The sequence below is a fragment of the Cupriavidus sp. GA3-3 genome (assembly GCF_000389805.1).
GTDB lineage: Bacteria > Pseudomonadota > Gammaproteobacteria > Burkholderiales > Burkholderiaceae > Cupriavidus > Cupriavidus necator_D.
This window is the reverse complement of sequence record NZ_KB944503.1, coordinates 288,857-307,373: the sequence shown is the minus strand read 5'-3', so window position 1 is coordinate 307,373 and position 18,517 is coordinate 288,857. Positions and strand designations below refer to the sequence as shown.

The window sequence follows — 18,517 nt, the reverse complement described above, 5'->3', positions numbered from 1 at the left end:
GGTCATCATCTATGTGCAGTCTCCCTTTCGCCGCATTTGTGCCGATGTGTGTCCAGGTGCCGGCTCCCAATCTTCACAGGAGTGATCAGTCATGCAGAACCTCTTCGACCTTGGCGGCCGCGTTGCCGTCATCACCGGCTCCACCCGTGGCATGGGCCTGGAAATGGCGCGCGCGCTTGGCGCGGCCGGCGCCGCCGTGGTGGTGTCCGGGCGCGATGCAGGCGCGGCGCGCGACGCCGCCAGTCAGCTGGAGGCCGAGGGCATCCGCGCCACCGGCATCGCCTGCGATATCGCCGATGTCGACAGCGTGCGCGCCTTCGCGGAGCAGGCGCTGGCCGCGTATGGGCGCGTCGATGCACTGGTGCTCAATGCCGCCGCGAGCGGCCAGCCCGGATCGATGCTGAGCCAGGGACCCGAGGTGTTCGATGCGGCCATGGCGGGCAATGTGCGCGGCAACCTGGTGCTGGTGAACGCCCTGGCGCCGCAGATGATCGGTCGCCATGACGGATCCATCATCTTCATGTCGAGCATTGCCGCCAAGCGTGGCTCTGCCTTCCTGGGGATGTACAGCGTGACCAAGGCCGCCATCGACCAGGCGGTACGCAGCCTGGCGCTGGAGCTGGGGCCGTCCGGCATCAACGTCAACGCAATCAATCCCGGCCCGGTGCGCACCGAGTTCTCGCGCGACGCGCTGTGGGGCGATCCGGAGCGCGAGGCGCGGCTGGCTGCGGGCGTGCCGATGCGGCGCATCGGCGAGGCCAGCGATGTCGCGGGTCTTGCCGTCCTGCTGGCGGCACCGGCCGGGCGCTTTATCCACGGGCAGAGCATCGGCGTGGATGGCGGGCTGTCGGCGCAGTAACCCCGTGCCGTGGCGGGCGGCCGATGCTCAGTGTCATTGGCCGGGCGGAGGCGAAATGTGCATACATAGGAACGCGCCTTCAGCACGTTGAAGGGTTTTCCCGTATCGTCTTGACCTGACGTTCACCATGCCTTGCGTGCAGCCCTCGCACCACTAGTCCCGGCATGGCGGCAACCGGTAAAGACAGTGTCCAGCACAGCACCCCTCCAATCCGCTTCCACCGCGGACGCCGCGATGACTTCGCGCGAGCGCCGCGGCATGGCCGCCATCCTCATCGCCGTCGCCCTTGCCACCCTGGATACCGCGATCGCCAACACGGCGCTGCCGTCGATCGCGGCGGACCTGCGCGCCACGCCGGCCGCGTCGGTGTGGGTGATCAATGCCTACCAGCTGGCCATGGTGTCGACGCTGCTGCCGTTCGCGGCGCTGGGCGGCGTGGTGGGCCACCGGCGCATCTACCTTGGCGGCGTGGTGCTGTTCACCGCCGCCTCCGTGGTGTGCGCGCTGGCGTGGTCGCTGCCGACGCTGGCGGCGGCGCGTGTGCTGCAAGGCATCGGCGCGGCGGCAATCATGAGCGTCAACACGGCGTTGATCAGCGCGATCTTCCCCACGCACCGGCTCGGGCGCGGGCTGGGGCTCAATGCACTGGTGGTGGGCGTGTCGTTCGCGGTGGGCCCCACCGTGGCCTCGGTGATCCTGTCATTCGGCACGTGGCCGTGGCTGTTCGCCGTCAACCTGCCGATCGGCCTGCTCGCGCTGGCGATCGGGCGCGGCTCCTTGCCGCAGACGCCGCGCAGTGCGCATGGGTTCGACCGCGTCGCGGCGGGGCTCAGCGTGGTTGCCTTTGCCGCGCTGGTCCTTGCGCTGGGCGAAGGTGCGCAGCGCGCGCCGCTGCATCTGTCGCTGGCCGCGGCGGGCATCTTCATGGTGACGTTCGGCCTGCTGCTGTGGCGCGAGCGCGGCCATCCGGCGCCGATGCTGCCGGTGGACCTGTTCCGGCGGCCCATGTTCGCGCTGTCGACGCTGACCGCGGTGTGCTCCTTCGCCGCGCAAGGCCTGGCCTTCGTCTCGCTGCCGTTCTACTTCCAGCACGTGCTCGGGCGCGGGCAGGTCGAGACCGGTTTCCTGCTGACCCCGTGGTCCGTCGTGGTGGCGCTGATCGGGCCGCTTGCCGGGCGCCTGTCTGACCGCTACCCGCCGGCCGTGCTCGGCGGCGTGGGGCTGGCGGTGCTTAGCGTTGGCATGCTGTCGCTGGCCATGCTGCCGGCCGACCCCAGCGCGCTTGATATCGGCATCCGCATGTGCATCTGCGGTGCGGGTTTCGGCTTCTTCCAGTCGCCCAACCTCAAGGCGTTGATGACGAGCGCCCCGCGCGAGCGCAGCGGTGGCGCCAGCGGCGTGGTGGCCACGGCGCGGTTGCTGGGGCAGGCCACGGGTGCAGCACTGGTGGCGCTGTGTTTTGGCATTGCCGGGGACCACGGGCCGGGGTTGGCCCTGGCGCTGGGCGCGGGCTTCGCCGGGCTGGCCGCGATCGCGAGCTGGCTGCGCCTGGCAGCGCGCGATCCGTTGGCGGCGTCGTAGCGGCGCGGCCGGGCCGGCAGCAATTCCGGCGCCGGCCTAGAATCGATATTTCCTGTCCGATCCCTGCATGGAGCAGCACGCATGAGCTTTCTGTTCGAACCGCTCGCCATCGGCGATCTCACCCTCGCCAACCGCATCATCATCGCCCCGATGTGCCAGTACTCCGCGCGGGACGGCAACGCCGGCGACTGGCACATGATCCACCTCGGTTCGCTGGCGCTGTCCGGCGCCGGCATGCTGATCGTGGAAGCCACGGCAGTCTCGCCCGAAGGGCGCATCACGCCGCAGGACCTGGGCCTGTATTCGGACGAAAACGAGGCGGCGCTTGGCCGCGTGGTCAAGGCGATGCGCGCGCATTCGCCGATCGCCATTGCGATCCAGCTGGGGCATGCCGGCCGCAAGGCGTCGAGCCAGGCGCCATGGGATGGCGGGCAGCAGATCGCGCCGGATGCGCCTGGTGGCTGGCATGCGGTGGCGCCTTCCGCGGTACCGCATGGCGCGGAAGAAGTCGCGCCTGCCGCGCTGGACCGTGCCGGCATGGACAAGGTGCGCGACGACTTTGTCGCGGCGGCAAGGCGTGCGGCGCGGCTTGGGTTGAACGGGATCGAGATCCATGCCGCGCACGGCTACCTGCTGCACCAGTTCCTGTCGCCGCTGGCCAACCATCGTGACGACGAATACGGCGGCAGCCTGGAGAACCGCATGCGGTTCCCGATCGAGGTGTTCGACGCGGTGCGTGAGGTGTTCCCGGCTGAGCGTCCGGTGTGGATGCGTATTTCCGCAACCGACTGGGTGCCGGGCGGATGGGATATCGAAGGCACGGTGGCGTTGTCGAAGGCTCTCAAGGCGCGCGGCTGTGCGGCGATCCATGTGACCACCGGCGGCGTGTCGCCGCAGCAGGCGATCAAGCTCGGGCCCGGCTACCAGGTGCCGTACGCGCAGCGCGTAAAGGCCGAGGTTGGCCTGCCGACGATTGCGGTGGGCCTGATCACTGAGCCGGAGCAGGCCGAAGCCATCATCGCCAACCACGAAGCCGACGCGGTGTCGCTGGCCCGTGCCATGCTGTATGACCCGCGCTGGCCCTGGCATGCGGCCGCGCGGCTGGGCGCAAGCGTGCAGGCGCCGAAGCAATACTGGCGGTCGCAGCCGCGCGAACTGAAAGACCTGTTTGCCGATGCGGCTTTCGGGCAGCGCTAGGCTGCCGGTCGATACAGGAGGAACCCGCCATGAGACCCCGGATTACGCTGATCACGCTGGGTGTCGATGACCTGCAGCGTGCGGTGCGCTTCTATCGCGACGGCCTGGGACTGCCCACCGCAGGCATTGTCGGCGAGCAGTTCGAGCACGGCGCCGTGGCCTTCTTCGACCTGCAGGCCGGATTGAAGCTCGCGGTCTGGCCGCGCACCAGTCTTGCGCATGACACCGGACTGCAGGTGACACCGCGCGCGCAGACGGATTTCTCGCTGGCGCATAACGTCGGCGACAAGGCGGAAGTGGATGCGGTGATGGCCCAGGCGCTGGCCGCGGGCGCCAGCGTGGTCAAGCCGGCGCAGGATACGTTCTGGGGCGGGTACGCCGGCTATTTCCAGGATCCCGACGGGCATCTGTGGGAAATCGCCTGGAATCCTGAGATGTTGCCCGCGGATTGAGGACCGGCGCGATGCGCGCCTTGCGCACGCCCCGTTCCTTCTATCAAGGCCTTGCCTTGCGGCGCTGCATCATGACTGGTGCAGTGCCGCAAAGGGATTTCCATGATTGCCACGCTCCGTCGAAGTGGTGACTATCATTTCAACAGACAGCCATAGCATGCTGGCGACGGAGCGCCCCCACGCATTCCCGCAAGACCCCCGCATCACGCCCCGTCGGCAGCCCACCGAAGTAAAGCAATAAGAACAATGGCAAGGGAGACATCCATGCAAGTCTATGACAGCCTGCTGTATGTGACTGCGATGGTGCTGGTGTGTTTGTATGTGTATCTGGGCGTGCTGTCCCGCAGCACGGCGATCCGGCTGGGTTCCCCGGCGATCGTTGCGGGGCTGGTGCTCGCCTATTCGCTGTCCCCGCTGCACTCGGGCGGCTGATGCCGCCGGCCCCCGGCTGAGCGGGGGTTCTGCTGATTCTACCGCGGCCGCCGCCTGATGGTCGGGGTTGCCTTCGCCCTGCGTGATCGAGTCGCGCGGCAGCGTATCGATCGCTGCCGGCAAGTCCTGCGGTAGCACCGGTTGTGCAGCCCAACGAAAAAAATGCCGGCGCCGCAAGGCGACACCGGCTTGAATCGCTGTCCGGACGCAGCAGTCCGGCGACTTGCAGCGGAGTTACAGACGGTTGACCGAGATGCTGAAGAACCGGCGAGCCGTATTCACGCCGATCGCCACATTCAGGCCCGTGTTGCCAATCGACATGCTGATGGCCTCACTACCGCCGCTGTTGTTGGGCGTCGGGGCACGGTAGCGCAGCCCGTCGAGCGGGGTGTTCACCTTCCAGGTGTCCACCCGTCCGTCGTCGCGCTCGCGCGTGTACGTGTTTGCCTGGGCATCCACCGCGGTGACCTTGACCGTGGAGGCCGTCGTCGTGCTGATGCCATCGGCCGTGGCGGAGTTGCTGTCCACCGGAAGAATGCTCGTGTCCCAGAACGAACTGGTCGCGCCCACGGCAGGCAGCGCACGGGCGATCCGCCTGGTGGCCATCGTGAATCCGTCACCGTGGGTGAAGACGATGACCAGTTGCCCGTCGGTGCCCTTGAACGCGTAGGCCCGCTCAACACCACCGTCCTGTTCGGTGAGGTTCAACCCGCCATCGGGGTTGAGCGTGATGGTGGGAAATTCATCCGGCAGCCATGCCGAGCACGAATCCAGGCCCGAGCAATCTGCGCCGGCGGTCACCTTGCCCGCGGCATCCAGGCTGAAGTTCACGCGCGACGCCGCGTACGGCGACGGGCCATCGCGCTCATAGCCAAGACCATTCCAGTCGCCAGCCAGGTCGGCCAGGGCCAGTGCCTGGGCAGGAATCAGCAGGGCGGGCAGGCGGTTGACCGTGCCAGCCGGAGGCAGCACCACGCTCAGGCCCGACTTGGAGACCAGCACGGTGTCGGTGCCTGCGGTGAAGCGGCAGGCTTCCGATGCGTCGGCGGTGAAGGTGGTCACGTCGGTGCCCAGCTTGAACTGCAACGTGGCGGCGTCCATTTCGCCGGCTTCTCCAATCGGCGTGCCCAGTTCCACGACGTGGTACTTGCCGGTCTTCAACCCGGCGCAGGTGGCCGCTGCCGGTTGCAGTGCGGTCTGGACTGCCGCTGCGCCGGCATTGGCAGCGACTGCTGAAGAAAGCTCAGCCAGCGTGGTCTTGGATGCCTCCAGGCGATCGCCCAACTGGTCCAGCAGCTGGTCCTGCGCATTGCCCGCGTTGGCGCCGTTGGCGGCCACCAGCGGATCCTTGACCGGGTCGATGCTGGAAAGGTCGACCACGCCCGTCAGCACCAGGCGCACGGCGCCGATGGCACTGGTTACGTTGTCGGAGGTGAGCCTGGCTTGCGCGTTCGCATCGAACTGCTCGAAGAAGGCATCGGTGTTGCCCTGTGCCAGTGAAGCGGTGACCAGCTCGGTCAGCGGCGTGATGTTGGCCGTCGCGGTGGTGCCGGTGCCGGCTTCGACCACGGAATGCAGCGTGGTGCCGTCAGGCGCCGTGACGCTGAGCACGCAGGGACGCGTCGCGCCTTCGATGCTGATGGTGAAGCTGCCGTCCGCCGCGGTGGTGGCGGTGCCGCTGCCCGATGCGCACTTGGCCTGCACGGCGGCATTGCCCAGTGCGGCGCCAACTGCGGCGGTGCCACTGATCCTGGTGGCGGCAGGTGCCGCCGTGGTGGTGGTCGGCGCGGTCGAACCGCCATCGCCGCCTCCGCATGCAGACAGGACCGCCGTCGCCAGACCCGTCAAGAACAGTTGTTTTGTTTTCATCCCGTTTCGCCCTGTATGGTTTTTGTTCTGGCGGAGTCCTGCGGTGGTCGATATCCGGCTCATGCAGGCCCCGCCCGCAGGGTGGCTGACCCGCCCCGCGAGGCGAGTCTGCGTGATAGGGGGGATGGGGCCAACCCGAGTTCAGGCGATTGACAAACTGTCGGGAGTGTGTGGGCAGAGGCTGCTGCGGCAACGCTGCAGGATGGCTGTCACGTGCCTGGCTGCCGTGGTTGCATTCATTGGTCTGGCGGAAAAAAAGAAAAGCCGGTGCCGCAGGGCGGCACCGGCTTGGTTCGTGTCCGGGCGCGGGGTGCCCGGATTCACGGTTGGGGGCGAGGTTACGGGCGGCCGACCGAAATATCGTAGAACAATCCGTTCACGCCGATGCCGAGGGTCAGGGCGGTATTGCCCGGGATCAGCGCAATCATTGCCGATGCATTGCTGGTTGCTGCGCGCGGTAGTTGACAAACTCCGCGCCATGTGACGCCCAGGCCGCTGTGTCAGGCAGCCGTCGGCACAAGGCCGGGCCAGGTGGCAGTGGGCGCTGTGGTGCGGCTGCCTGCCCGGCAATCTTCCACCAGGCGCGCCGCATCGATGCCGAACCAGTTCTGCCAGCTGCGCGCCAGCGCGCTGCCGGAACGCAGGCCGGCGTGCGCCGCCAGCACGTCCAGCGAAGACACCGGGCCGGCGGCGGCCAGCGCGTGCAGGGCATGGGCGGCGCGTTGCTCGCGCAGCAGCGGGTGCAGCGCCTCGCCTTCGGCGAAGAGCCGGGCGCGCACCTGGCGGGCCGGCACCTGCCATTGCGCGGCCAGGCGCTCGACATTCCAGTCGGTATCGGGGCGGGAAAAGACCAGGCCGGCAAAGCGGCGCGACCAGGGCCTGTCGCCGGGCTTGCCGGCCAGGCGCGGGCATTCACTGTCTGGGACGGCAGTCAGGACGATGGCGCAAGGGTGCTGCCACGTGCCGGGCAGGTCGCAGTCGAAGTGGGCAAAGGCGTGGACCACGAACGGGTCGCCGGGCCGCACCTCGCGCCGCGCATTGGCGTCGCGCAGGCTGGCCGTGCCGTGCAGGGCTTGTACCTGCACGGCAAAGGGGAAGCGCAGGCGGGCAAAGCGGACGTGGTGACGGCTGACAAGCGGCATGCGGAAGACAACCCGGAAGCTGAGCGGGGGTGCGGCCGGTAACTGTCGCAGGATTCAACGGGCGGCGCAAGGCCGCGGACGTCGTCCGTTTGATCGTTCACGGCGCCCGGTGACGGCGGCGTTACAGCTCGGACAGCCCGAAGTGGCGCAGCCGGGGCAGGTCGGTCACGCGGATGCTCTGGTAGGACAGGTGGACCATGCCGGCATCGGCCAGCCGGCGCAGCGCCTGGTTGACCCGCTGGCGCGACAGCCCGGTCAGCAGGCCGATCTCTTCCTGCGACAGCTCCAGCACGGGGCTGGTGCGCGGATACAGGTCCGGGTGGAACAGCTGCGCGATGGCCTGCGCCACGCGCGCATCGGCGCCCAGCAGGCGGTCGTTCTGCACGGTGGCGATGAACTGGCCCATGCGCTCGTTGAGCTGGCGCACGACAAAGCTGGCGAACGGCAGGCTCTGCGCCAGCAGCGTATTGAACACCGGCTCTGGCACCAGCAGCACCTGCGAGTCACGGATCGCGATCACGTCATAGCGGCGGTCTTCGCGCTTGATCACGCTGCCTTCGCCGCACCAGCCGCCGGCGGGCACGCCGGAGAAGGTGCAGCCGCGCCCGTCGGGGGTGTACACCGCCAGCTTGATCAGGCCGCTGTCCACCCCGATCCAGTAGCGCGACGGCTCGCCGCGCCGGGCGATGAAGGCGCCCGCGGCAAAGGACTGGAGCAGCGTTTCGCGCGCGGCCAGCGCCTGGTGTTCCGGCGCCAGGGCACCGAACCAGGCATGGCCGGCAAGGACTGCGGCAGGGGCGGAAATCGGGTCTGCAGGTTCGCTCATGGCATGGACGCGCGGCTCGGGCCGGGTCCCTGTAAGAATCGTGTAAGCCTTGCCTGGCGCGGGTTTGCGGCAGGTTTGTCGTCTCGGCGACAGTGCGCCGGCGTGTGCGATGATAGCCTTGTGCCAGAAAAAGTGACAGCGCCGGATGGCGCGGACAATGGTCACCTCGCCCCGGACATCGCTGCACCCATGCAGCGCATTGACAGCATCACGCGGCCTGTTGCGCGGCCCTGCCGCCAACGCCGCCAGATACGCGGAGACACAAGCAATGCCCACCGATTTCGACAGCGGCCTGGCCCGCAACGCGGCCAACTTCGTGCCGCTTACGCCCATCGACTTCCTGGTCCGCGCCGCCGAGGTGTACGGCCAGCGCCTGGCCATCGTGCACGGCCCGCTGCGCCAGAACTGGCGCGACACCTATGCGCGCGCACGGCGCCTGGCCAGCGCGCTGGCGCGTGCCGGCATCGGCAAGGGCGATACCGTGGCCGCGCTGCTGCCCAATACGCCGGCCATGGTGGAGGCGCATTTCGGCGTGCCGATGGCGGGCGCCGTGCTCAATGCGCTCAATATCCGCCTCGACGCCGCCAACCTGGTCTTCATGCTGCGCCATGGCGAGGCGCGCGTGCTGCTGGCCGATACCGAGTTTGCCGACCTGGCGCGCCAGATGGCGCTGGAGATCCCCGGCCTGAAGGTCATCGCCGTGCATGACGTGCTGGGCCCGCAGGAGGCGCCGTTCGGCGACACCGATTACGAAGCCTTCCTCGCCTCGGGCGACCCGGACTACGCGTGGCACATGCCGGCCGACGAGTGGGAAGCCATCGCGCTGAACTACACCTCGGGCACCACCGGCGACCCCAAGGGCGTGGTCTACCACCACCGCGGCGCGGCCATCAATGCCGTGTCCAACATCCTCGAGTGGGATTTGCCCAAGCACCCGGTCTACCTGTGGACGCTGCCGATGTTCCACTGCAATGGCTGGTGCTTCCCGTGGACCGTTGCCGCGCGCGCGGGCGTCAACGTGTGCCTGCGCAAGTTCGAGCCCAGGCTGGTGTTCGACCTGATGCGCGAAGAGGGCGTGACCCACTACTGCGCCGCGCCGATCGTGCATACCGCGCTGGTCAATGCGCCCGCCGCGTGGCGCGAGGGCGTGCGCGGCCCGGTGCGCGGCATGGTGGCCGGCGCACCGCCGCCGGCCGCGGTGCTGGCGCAGATGGAGGCGATGGGGTTCGAGCTGACCCATGTCTATGGCCTGACCGAGGTCTACGGCCCGGCCGCGGTCTGCGCGGAGCAGGATGACTGGAGCGCGCTGTCCGAGCAAGACCGCGCGGTCAGGAAGGCGCGTCAGGGCGTGCGCTATCACCTGCAGTCGCAGGTGGCGGTGCTCGATCCCGATTCCATGCAGCCGGTGCCGGCCGATGGCGAGACCATCGGCGAGATCATGTTCCGCGGCAATATCTGCATGAAGGGCTACCTCAAGAACGAGAAGGCCACGCGCGAGGCCTTTGCCGGCGGCTGGTTCCATACCGGCGACCTGGGTGTGTGCATGCCCGATGGCTATATCAAGATCAAGGACCGCAGCAAGGACATCATTATTTCCGGCGGCGAGAACATCTCCAGCGTTGAGGTGGAGGACGCGCTCTACCGGCATCCCGCGGTGCTGGCTGCCGCGGTGGTGGCGCAGCCCGATGCCAGGTGGGGCGAGACCCCATGCGCGTTTGTCGAACTGAAGGACGGCGCCAGCGTCAGCGCGGAAGAACTGATCGCGCATTGCCGCACGCTGCTGGCGGGCTTCAAGGTGCCCAAGGCGGTCTACTTCGGGCCGCTGCCCAAGACCTCGACCGGCAAGATCCAGAAGTTCGAGCTGCGCCGCAAGGTGAAGTCGGATTCGGCGATCGACGTTTGATGGGCTGAAGCGGCGCTGGTGCAGCGCCGCTATTGCAGCGCCGCGTCCTCGGCATCGTGCAGGCCGGCGATGTGCGTGTCGATGGCCTCGCGCCCCCAGGCAATGCCCGCGCGCGTGGCGTCGGTGGCGCAGCCAAAGCGCGTCTGCGCGGCCGGGCAGGGCAGCGCCAGCTTGCTGCCGTGATGCCAGATCTCCGCGCGCAGCGTCCACCACCCGTCATGCTGGCCGCCATAGCGCAGCGCCGCGACATGGATGCGGTGGCCGCGGTATGTCACGTTCTGGTCATGCCATCCACTGGGCATAGACGTGAGGCGCGCCGGGGCAACTCAACGCGCCCGCATCTCGGCGGGGTTGCCGGGTTTGGGCGGGCGGTGCCAGTCCTGGTCGATGTCCGGGAACACCTCACATTCACCCCGCACGATGTTTTCAATGGTGGCGCATACGCATTCGGTGCCGCGCGGCCCCACGCAGACCAGGCTGCGCGGATGGTCGGTGTGTTGCGGGATGGCATAGACGCGCATGCCCTCGCGGAAGAGGGGATGCTTGGTGAGGCGCTCGTTCATCAGTTCAACGAAGCGCTGGGGAGTGACGACCGGCTTATCCATTGCATGCTCCTGCGGCCTTGCCCACCGTGCCCGTTTCTAGGGGCGGCATGGCGACCAGGTCAGTTAAGGCCAGGAATATGACAGGCAGGTGGCAGGAAGCGCCCCGGGCAGCATACGTTGCCCGGGCGTGGCCGGAACGGAAAACCGCAGGTAAATGCATACCCCGCGTTGCCACTGCCACGCTTCCAGACTAGGACACGCGGCACGTAGTGCAAGTGTTGCGCGATGCCGTGGGGGCTTCAGGTGGCGTGCAGCTCGCCTGCGGCGCGCGGACCGTTCAGTATGCCGTTGCCGGCGGCCCAGCAGGCGGCCTCGGCCTCTGCGCGGGAACCGTAGGTGGATGGCGCTGCGACGGTGCAATCCTCGTCGGCGGCGCCACAGCGTTCTTCCATGACGATGCGCCAGGTGAACTGGCCGGGTGCATCTTCAAGGACGTGAAGCACCAATGTGCGGTGATCGTCAGTCAGCGTGAGGGGCAAAGTCGACATGGCTGTCTCCCGTTCGCGGGTGGGCGCCATTGATGCTAGCAAGAGGTTGCCGCAAATGCCATGACTGTCTTGCGGCCGCGGCATGGCAAGATACGGCCTTTGCGGCCTTCGCCGCGCCTGTACTTTCCGCCAGACCATGCCCATCTCGCCTGAGCTCAACCAAGGGGTCGCCGCCCTGACGGCACATTACGATGCCACCGTGCTGCCGCTGTGGACCGCCAGCGGCTGGAACGGCGACCTGCTGCTGCCCTACGAGGCACTCGACGGCGCCAGTGCCGCGCCGTTGGCGCCGGCCCGCTATCGCGCCATGGCATGCGCCCGCCAGCTCTATGTGTTCTCGCTGGCCGGCAACCATGCGCATGCCGATACGCTGTTCGGCTCGCTGCAGGCCTACTTCGGCAATGGCGAGGGCGCGTGGCTCTACAGCGTCGACCCGGCCGGCACGCCGCTCGATGCCACGCGCGACCTCTATACGCATGCCTTCGTGATCTTCGCCTGCGCCAACTATCATGCGCGGCGCGGCAATCCCGATGCGCTCGACGTGCTCGATGAAACCGTCGATGTCGTCGAGGACCTCTTCGGCGACGAACAGGGCCTGTACCACGCCGCGCTTACCGAGCATTTCCGGCCCAAGGGCGCCGGCGTGCTGCAGAACCCCATCATGCACCTGACCGAGGCCTACCTGGCCGCGCTGGATGCGACCGGGGACGAATGGTATGCCGAACGCCTGCGCGAGATCGCGATGGCGGTGCATGAGCGCTTTGTCGATCCGGCCAGCGGCTGCATTGCCGAGCTGCCCCAAGGCAGCCCCGGCAACCGCATCGAGCCGGGCCACCAGTTCGAGTGGTTCTCGCTGGTGGCAGGCAGGCCGGCGCTGCTCGGCGACCTGCCGCTGGCCGATACGCTGCGCCAGGCCTTTGCCTTTGCGCAGCGGCACGGCGTGGTGCCGTCGACGCAGGGCGTCAGCGCGGCACTGAACGCCGATGGCTCCATGCTGGACGATACCCAGCGCATCTGGGCGCAGACCGAATATGCGCGCGCGCTCGCCGTGCATGGCGCGCCGGAGTCGCTGGCGGCGCTGGAAGCCTGGACGCAGCAGTTCCGCAGCCGCTTCCTGCACGATCACGGCTGGCATGAATGCCTGGCGCGCTCGGGCAGCGTGGTACGCGCCGAGATGCCTTCGACCTCGCCGTACCACCTGGCGACGTCCTACTCGGCGCTCGCCGCGCTGGCCGGCGTGGCGTGGCCGGCATTGCCAGGGGCTTAGGCCACCCTGCGCCAGGCGGTGCGGCAGCACGATGCGCTGCTGCGGGGCGTTTGTGGCGGCACAGGCCCTGCAGAGGCAGCCGCGTAGGCGGCTACCGCGCTCTTATCAATTCTTTGCAGTCGTCGGTGGACACCGCGCCTACACTCAAGCCCGCGCTCCGGCACGTGCTGTTGTTCTTCTTAACCACTGGTCGTCGTTCTGAAGTTACGGGCCGGGGCGCACCCGATGCGGCTCAGCGCCGCGCGCCCAGGGCCTGCGACAGCCGCTCCGGCTGTTGAGCGGCCGGGGACGCAGCGTGGGTCTGGATCAGGCCTGCGCCGGCGGGCTTCACCCGGACGGCCATTTGCTCGACCCTTTTGGCGGCCTGGGTCTCGGCGTGGTCATTCAGGATCAGGCACAGCAGTGTCAGCAAGGCTGCTGCGATCATGCTCAGCGCGATCCAGGCCAGGCAGTGCTTGCGTTCCATGGTAGGCGGGAGGGGGGCGTCATCAGTGCGCGAAGTTTACGCGCCCGCGCGCAATGCAATTGTCAATCTTTGCAAACGCCGGCCGCCGTCCGGCCCGCTATTCCGTCACGCCGTTTTCATGCAGCAGCCGCTCGCATTCTTCCAGCATGTCGTAGGCAAACGCAGACTGGTAGTTGGGATCGAGGGCTTCCATCATTTCGTGCGCGGCGTACAGGCCGGCCTCGCGTGACAGGGTCTCAGCCAGCTGGCGTGCAAACTGGTCGCTCAGTTCCGACAACAGGCGCCGCTCGGACAGCGGCAACTGCAGCTTCGAGCGCGACAGCCATTCGCCGGCCAGCGTCGCACCCTGGGCGTCGGTCATCCACTGGCGGTGTTCATAGTAGGCCGACAGCCGTTCGGCAGCGAGTGCGAACAGCAGTGCCTTGCGGGTATTGAAATCGATCCTGGGGAGTGGGGCGAGGGTCATGCTTGCGGCGTGGTGCGATGCGCGGCGCAGCGGCCGGCAATCATCTTGTCGGGGAGCGGATCAGGACTGCGCGGTGGCTGCCTGCGCAAAGCGCGCTGCCAGCCAGGCGCCGATGGCGGCGATCTCTTCCAGGCAGACCGAATGGCCCATCGGATAGGTGTTCCAGGTCACCGGGTGCTGCCGCGCCTGCACGAAATCGCGGGCGGCGACGCCCAGCTGCAGCGGCACCACGTCGTCCTGCGTGCCATGGGCGGCGAACACGGGCGTGGTGGCGTTGGCGGCGCTGACCTCGGCCGCCAGCGCTTTCGGCGCAGGGATGTAGGTGGACAGCGCGACGATGCCGGCCAGCGTCTCGGCATGGCTCAGCCCGGCGGTGTAGGCAATCGCGCCGCCTTGCGAGAAGCCTGCCAGCACGATGCGGTGCGTGGGGATGCCACGGGCGTTCTCGCGCGCAATCAGTGCGCGAATGGCTTCGCAAGAGGCACGGATGCCGGCTTCATCGGCGCGTCGCCCGGATTCATCGAGGGAATAAATGTCATACCAGGCCGGCATGACATAACCGCCGTTGCAGGTCACGGGGATAGCCGGCGCGTGCGGGAAGATAAAGCGCACGCCGGGCGCTGCGGGCAGCCGCAGCTCAGGCACGACCGGGGCGAAATCGCTGCCGTCGGCGCCCAGCCCATGCATCCAGATGACGGCGCAGGCGGGATTGGGCGCGGTTTCGAATTCGATCGCGGGCAGCAGTTCGCTCATGGGGCTGGTTCCTGTGGATATGCGCCTGCGCGCCGCACGGGCGCCAGGCAGCGCGAGTATCGCACAGGTCGGGGCCTGTCCCGGCTGCGTCAGGCCGCGGACGGAACGATAGGGACCGTGGTGAGGCCAGGCGTGCGTGCCGGCAGCTCCGGCATCGCAGGCGGCGTGGCGCGGCGCTTGTCGACCACGTCTTCCACGCCCTTGGCCGCGACGTCTTCCAGGAACGCCACCATGTCGCGGTAGTAGGCCACCTGCATCTGCGCTTCGAGCAAGCGCCTTTCGGCCTGGAACAGCGTCAGCCTCATGTCTTGCAGTTCCCTCTCGGCGATTTTCTCCGGGGTCGGCGGACTGAACAGGTTTGCAAGCCAACGCATGGCAGTACCTCCAGTGCTGTCAATGGCGAAATTGCGATGCTCGTGCCATGGGGTCCAATATAGACAAGAAACCGGCAAAAAGTCTCTCGGGCATCTCGCCGTGGCGCCTCGCCCACAAGGATGATTGCTGGTGGCGGAAGTCTGCGGTAGATTGGCCGCCCAGGGTCGGCCGTACCGGGACCCTGGTGCCCGCGCTCGCCACTTGCTGTGGCCAACGAGCCCGTGCAATCCCTCAGTGTGCCTGCCTGACCCGTGTTGCCCGGCGGGTCGCCTTCATATCTCTCGCGTCGTTTCCTGCCAACAGTGCCTGCATGGCATCGCCGTCCTGCGCGCGCACAAAGCGCAGGATCGGCGGCCAGAATGCCTCGATATGTTCTGGCAGGATGGCTGCGTCATGCGGCATGGCGTCCAGCATCACCAGCGCATGCAGATGCCTGGCCGCACGGGCCACGCGTTCCGCGTGGGGTGGGACGATCACCGCGTCGTCCCGGCTGTGCACCACCAGCAGCGGCCGCTCCAGCCGGCTGGCACGCGCAGCGTTGTTCCACGGATCCGGCAGCAGCCACGCGGCCCATGCGGGTATGCGCCCGGTCTGCACTGCGGCCAGGCGCGCCGAACTGAAGCCCGCCGCAATGACATAGCCGTCGGGCTGCGGATCGAAGCGCTGCGCCACCTCCAGCAGGATGCCGGATCCCAGCGAATGCCCCAGCACCACGCGCCGTTTTGCCTGCGGCGTGGCTGCCAGGAATTGCCGGTAGGCGGCCAGCGCATCCTCGCGCAGGCGGCGCACGCTTGGCCGCCCGCTGCTGCGGCCGTAGCCGCTGTAGTCGAAGACGTAGGAGGCGATGCCCGCGCCCGCCAGCATGGCCTGGACCGGGGCCCAGTCGGGCAGGCTCTCATTGTCGCCGTGGCACACCATCAGCGCTGGCGCTTCGGGGTCCGCGGCCGGCATGAAGGCGGCGTGCAGGATGCGATTGCCGCTGGCGAACGTGGCATGGCGCACCGTCAGGGCTGAAATGTCGGGTGCTGCCGCGTCCTTTGTTTCATCCGTCGGCGTGACAAAGGCTTTGCGTTCCACCGCACGAAACAGTAGATGCCGCGCAACACCGGCGGCCACGGCGAGTGCCGCGGCGGTGGCGAGCCAGCGGTGGCGGGATTCCGGCTGAGCGGGGCGGGGGCCTTCAGGCATGGCGAGTTTCGGGATGGCGTTCCCTTCAGGCTAGCAGGCCATCGGCGTCCGGGTGAAGAAAAGTTCATTCGCACGCATGCCTTAAGTGGATTCGCAGCCATATCGTGCAGCGTCGGCAGGCGGCTATCGGCCCGATAGAAAACTTTTGCCTTGACTATCTACCTAGTAGTAGATAGCATTGAGTCCATGGCACCGCTGCACCGCCTGAAGCAAGCAAGAACGGGCGGGAAAGTGGCGATCCCATCGCAAGACCGGCATGGTCATTTTTTTAGCACCTGTCATCTATCTACTAGTAGATGCGGCTCGAAAGAGTGACCCTGCCACAGCCACTGATACCGAATTGACGCGATCCCGAAACATCGCACCCAGGAGCCCATCATGAATGCCAAGTTCGCCAAGACCCTGATCACCGCCGCCACCCTTGCCGCCGCACTGGCAGGTGGCGTGGCGCAAGCCGCCAGCGTGCAAGACAACACCTCGGCTGGCGACAAGTACGGCTACAGCTACCGCGCCGGCAAGTTCGACACCTTCACGGAAGGTGCCCGCACCGGCAAGTTCGACCCGTTCACGGAAGGCGCCCGCGTCGGCAAGTTTGATCCGTACACCGACGGCGCCCGCGTCGGCAAGACCGATCCCTACACGGACGGGTACCGCACCGTAGCTGGCCTGGACCGTAGTGGCGTGTCGGCCGGGCCGGCCCGCAGCTTCGACCCGTACACGGACGGCGCGCGCGTCGGCAAGGCTGACCCCTACACCGACGGCGCCCTGGCTTGATTGCTGCCGGCTGAGGCCGGCGGCCAACAACTTTACGGCGGCGGTCACGCTGACTGCCGTCCGATGGAGTCCATCATGAGTTTGCGTGACAGTATCCTGCTGCTTGGCGGATGGCTGGTGCTTTGCGTGACGAGTGGCTCGATGATCACCTTCGCCGCGCAGGTCCTGCCTGGTTAAAGCACATGCCTTAGATGCCCCGGGGCTAGGGAATTACCCCAGCCCCGGGGCATTTCGGCTTGAGCGCCTATCTTCGCGTAGATAAACTGTTTTCATGAAAACGCAATCAGTACGCGAGCAACTGCTCGAGCACACCCTCGTTCTGATCCGCCGCCGCGGCTTCAACGGCTTCAGCTACCGCGACCTGGCGGAACTGGTGGGGGTCAAGACCTCCAGCATCCACTATTACTTCCCGTCCAAAGAGGACCTGGTACTGGAGGCGGTGAAGGAATACAGCGCCCGCCTGGCCGAGCGCATCCGCTCCATCGACACCAGTCTGCCGGTCGCCGAGCAGGCGGCCATCTACCTGGCGCCGTTCCGCGCCAGCTGCGGCTCGGACCAGATCTGCCTGTGCGGCATGTTGTCGACCGAGACGCTGTGCCTGCCGGAGTCCGTGCACAAGCTGCTGCAGGGCTTCTTCCTGATGAACGAACAATGGCTGGCCGGCCTGCTGGAGCGGGCTCAGCCGCAGCGCAGCACGCCGTTCCCGGTGCCGCCGGCGCGGCTGGCACAGGTGGTGTTTGGCTCGCTGCAGAGCGGGCTGATTGCGGCACGCCTGTTCGGGACCTCCGACCGGGTGGAAGCCGCTGCGGATACGCTGATGGCCGCCGTCGCCGGCTAAGGTTTTCGCGCAATATCAGTGGCGCGTCTGAAGCCGTCATGTGGCGCAAGCTGCATGGCGGCTTTTTTATTTGCAGACAGCCGGTCGGCCGCCGGCGCTTCGGAATCGGTGATAATCGCTTTTAAAACAACGAGATAGAGCCAGAAAAGGCACAGGCTATCGGGCCGATAGAAATGTTTTTCCTTGACTCTCTACCTAGTAGTAGATAGTATTTGACTCATGGAAGCGCTGCACCGCCGGCAACAAGCAAGACAAGGCGAAAACGTGGCGGTCCCATTGCATGACCGGAGGCGGTCATTTTTTCGAGGCCGAGTATCTATCTACTAGTAGATGCGGGATCGAAAAAAACGATCTGCCACAGCCACTGATACCGAATTGACGCGATTCCGAAACTTCGCACCCTGGAGCCCATCATGACCAAGATCACCAAGACCCTGATTACCGCCGCCACCCTTGCCGCCGCGCTCGCGGGCGGTGTTGCGCAAGCGGCCAGCGTGCAGGACAGCACCTTCACCGGCGACAAGTACGGCTACACCTTCCGCACCGGCAAGTTCGACACCTTCACGGAAGGCGCCCGCACCGGCAAGTTTGATCCGTTCACCGAAGGCGCGCGCGTTGGCAAGGCCGATCCCTACACCGATGGTGCCCGCGTTGGCAAGGCTGATCCCTACACCGACGGTGCCCGCACGGTAGCGGGCCTGGATCGCAGCGGTGTCTCGGCCCAACCGTCGCGCAGCTTCGACCCGTACACCGATGGTGCCCGCGTTGGCAAGCCCGATCCCTACACCGACGGTGCCCGCACGGTAGCCGGCCTGGACCGCAGCGGTGTTTCGGTCCAACCGTCGCGCAGCTTCGACCCGTACACCGATGGTGCCCGCGTTGGCAAGCCCGATCCCTACACCGACGGTGCCCGCACGGTAGCCGGCCTGGACCGCAGCGGTGTTTCGGTCCAACCGTCGCGCAGCTTCGACCCGTACACCGATGGTGCCCGCGTTGGCAAGCCTGATCCCTACACCGACGGTGCCCGCACGGTAGC

At 67.2% G+C, this 18,517-nt stretch carries 21 protein-coding genes; 10 read left to right on the top strand and 11 right to left on the bottom strand.

The window, feature by feature from the left end; genetic code table 11:
- The first annotated feature begins 91 nt into the window (after positions 1–91).
- From C265_RS28095 to C265_RS32620, 5 genes are all read left to right on the top strand, one after another.
- Entirely contained in the window at positions 92–859 is a 768-nt protein-coding gene (locus tag C265_RS28095) for an SDR family NAD(P)-dependent oxidoreductase (RefSeq protein WP_010812484.1), read from the top strand.
- A gap of 234 nt (positions 860–1,093) precedes the next feature.
- Positions 1,094–2,440 carry an MFS transporter gene (locus C265_RS28090; RefSeq protein ID WP_010812485.1) on the top strand — a complete coding sequence of 449 codons (1,347 nt, stop codon included), beginning with the start codon at positions 1,094–1,096 and terminating at the stop codon, positions 2,438–2,440.
- 81 nt (positions 2,441–2,521) lie between these two features.
- Positions 2,522–3,637, top strand: a complete 1,116-nt coding sequence (locus tag C265_RS28085; protein ID WP_010812486.1) for an NADH:flavin oxidoreductase/NADH oxidase — start codon at positions 2,522–2,524, stop codon at positions 3,635–3,637.
- 29 nt (positions 3,638–3,666) lie between these two features.
- Positions 3,667–4,089 (top strand): VOC family protein, encoded by a 423-nt coding sequence (locus C265_RS28080; protein WP_010812487.1) that lies wholly within the window; start codon positions 3,667–3,669, stop codon positions 4,087–4,089.
- A 264-nt stretch (positions 4,090–4,353) separates the two neighbouring features.
- Entirely contained in the window at positions 4,354–4,521 is a 168-nt protein-coding gene (locus C265_RS32620) for a hypothetical protein (protein ID WP_010812488.1), read from the top strand.
- A gap of 234 nt (positions 4,522–4,755) precedes the next feature.
- On the opposite strand, the gene C265_RS28075 is transcribed toward C265_RS32620, so the two are convergent.
- The 3 genes from C265_RS28075 to C265_RS28065 form a co-directional block, all read right to left on the bottom strand.
- Positions 4,756–6,390, bottom strand: coding sequence for a hypothetical protein (locus C265_RS28075; RefSeq protein ID WP_037025481.1), 1,635 nt, complete (start codon positions 6,388–6,390; stop codon positions 4,756–4,758).
- 500 nt (positions 6,391–6,890) lie between these two features.
- Entirely contained in the window at positions 6,891–7,532 is a 642-nt protein-coding gene (locus tag C265_RS28070; RefSeq protein WP_010812490.1) for a hypothetical protein, read from the bottom strand.
- 121 nt (positions 7,533–7,653) lie between these two features.
- Positions 7,654–8,358 carry a Crp/Fnr family transcriptional regulator gene (locus C265_RS28065; protein ID WP_010812491.1) on the bottom strand — a complete coding sequence of 235 codons (705 nt, stop codon included), beginning with the start codon at positions 8,356–8,358 and terminating at the stop codon, positions 7,654–7,656.
- Positions 8,359–8,626: 268 nt separating this feature from the next.
- Between C265_RS28065 and C265_RS28060 the strand changes: the two genes are divergently transcribed.
- Positions 8,627–10,261: an acyl-CoA synthetase gene (locus C265_RS28060; protein WP_010812492.1), complete on the top strand. Its 1,635-nt coding sequence runs from the start codon at positions 8,627–8,629 to the stop codon at positions 10,259–10,261.
- Between the two features lie 29 nt (positions 10,262–10,290).
- Here the strand turns inward: C265_RS28060 and C265_RS28055 are convergent, their stop codons facing one another.
- The 3 genes from C265_RS28055 to C265_RS28045 form a co-directional block, all read right to left on the bottom strand.
- Positions 10,291–10,536 (bottom strand): hypothetical protein, encoded by a 246-nt coding sequence (locus C265_RS28055; protein ID WP_231881500.1) that lies wholly within the window; start codon positions 10,534–10,536, stop codon positions 10,291–10,293.
- Positions 10,537–10,587: 51 nt separating this feature from the next.
- Positions 10,588–10,866, bottom strand: a complete 279-nt coding sequence (locus C265_RS28050) for a hypothetical protein (protein WP_010812494.1) — start codon at positions 10,864–10,866, stop codon at positions 10,588–10,590.
- A 239-nt stretch (positions 10,867–11,105) separates the two neighbouring features.
- On the bottom strand, positions 11,106–11,354 hold the full coding sequence (locus C265_RS28045; protein ID WP_010812495.1) for a hypothetical protein: 249 nt from the start codon (positions 11,352–11,354) through the stop codon (positions 11,106–11,108).
- Positions 11,355–11,490: 136 nt separating this feature from the next.
- On the opposite strand from C265_RS28045, the gene C265_RS28040 reads away from it, so the two are divergent.
- Positions 11,491–12,621: an AGE family epimerase/isomerase gene (locus C265_RS28040; RefSeq protein WP_010812496.1), complete on the top strand. Its 1,131-nt coding sequence runs from the start codon at positions 11,491–11,493 to the stop codon at positions 12,619–12,621.
- A gap of 232 nt (positions 12,622–12,853) precedes the next feature.
- On the opposite strand, the gene C265_RS28035 is transcribed toward C265_RS28040, so the two are convergent.
- The 5 genes from C265_RS28035 to C265_RS28015 form a co-directional block, all read right to left on the bottom strand.
- Positions 12,854–13,087 (bottom strand): hypothetical protein, encoded by a 234-nt coding sequence (locus tag C265_RS28035; protein ID WP_010812497.1) that lies wholly within the window; start codon positions 13,085–13,087, stop codon positions 12,854–12,856.
- Between the two features lie 97 nt (positions 13,088–13,184).
- On the bottom strand, positions 13,185–13,553 hold the full coding sequence (locus C265_RS28030) for a hypothetical protein (RefSeq protein WP_010812498.1): 369 nt from the start codon (positions 13,551–13,553) through the stop codon (positions 13,185–13,187).
- Positions 13,554–13,613: 60 nt separating this feature from the next.
- On the bottom strand, positions 13,614–14,306 hold the full coding sequence (locus C265_RS28025) for an alpha/beta hydrolase (RefSeq protein ID WP_010812499.1): 693 nt from the start codon (positions 14,304–14,306) through the stop codon (positions 13,614–13,616).
- A gap of 89 nt (positions 14,307–14,395) precedes the next feature.
- Positions 14,396–14,680 (bottom strand): hypothetical protein, encoded by a 285-nt coding sequence (locus tag C265_RS28020; protein WP_010812500.1) that lies wholly within the window; start codon positions 14,678–14,680, stop codon positions 14,396–14,398.
- Positions 14,681–14,912: 232 nt separating this feature from the next.
- Entirely contained in the window at positions 14,913–15,869 is a 957-nt protein-coding gene (locus tag C265_RS28015) for an alpha/beta hydrolase (protein WP_010812501.1), read from the bottom strand.
- Positions 15,870–16,247: 378 nt separating this feature from the next.
- Here C265_RS28015 and C265_RS28010 point away from each other — a divergent pair, with 378 nt between their 5' ends.
- From C265_RS28010 to C265_RS32710, 3 genes are all read left to right on the top strand, one after another.
- On the top strand, positions 16,248–16,643 hold the full coding sequence (locus C265_RS28010; protein ID WP_010812502.1) for a hypothetical protein: 396 nt from the start codon (positions 16,248–16,250) through the stop codon (positions 16,641–16,643).
- A gap of 271 nt (positions 16,644–16,914) precedes the next feature.
- Positions 16,915–17,481 carry a TetR/AcrR family transcriptional regulator gene (locus tag C265_RS28005; RefSeq protein WP_010812504.1) on the top strand — a complete coding sequence of 189 codons (567 nt, stop codon included), beginning with the start codon at positions 16,915–16,917 and terminating at the stop codon, positions 17,479–17,481.
- Between the two features lie 413 nt (positions 17,482–17,894).
- On the top strand, positions 17,895–18,517 hold a 623-nt coding region (locus C265_RS32710; protein WP_010812505.1), incomplete at its 3' end, for a hypothetical protein.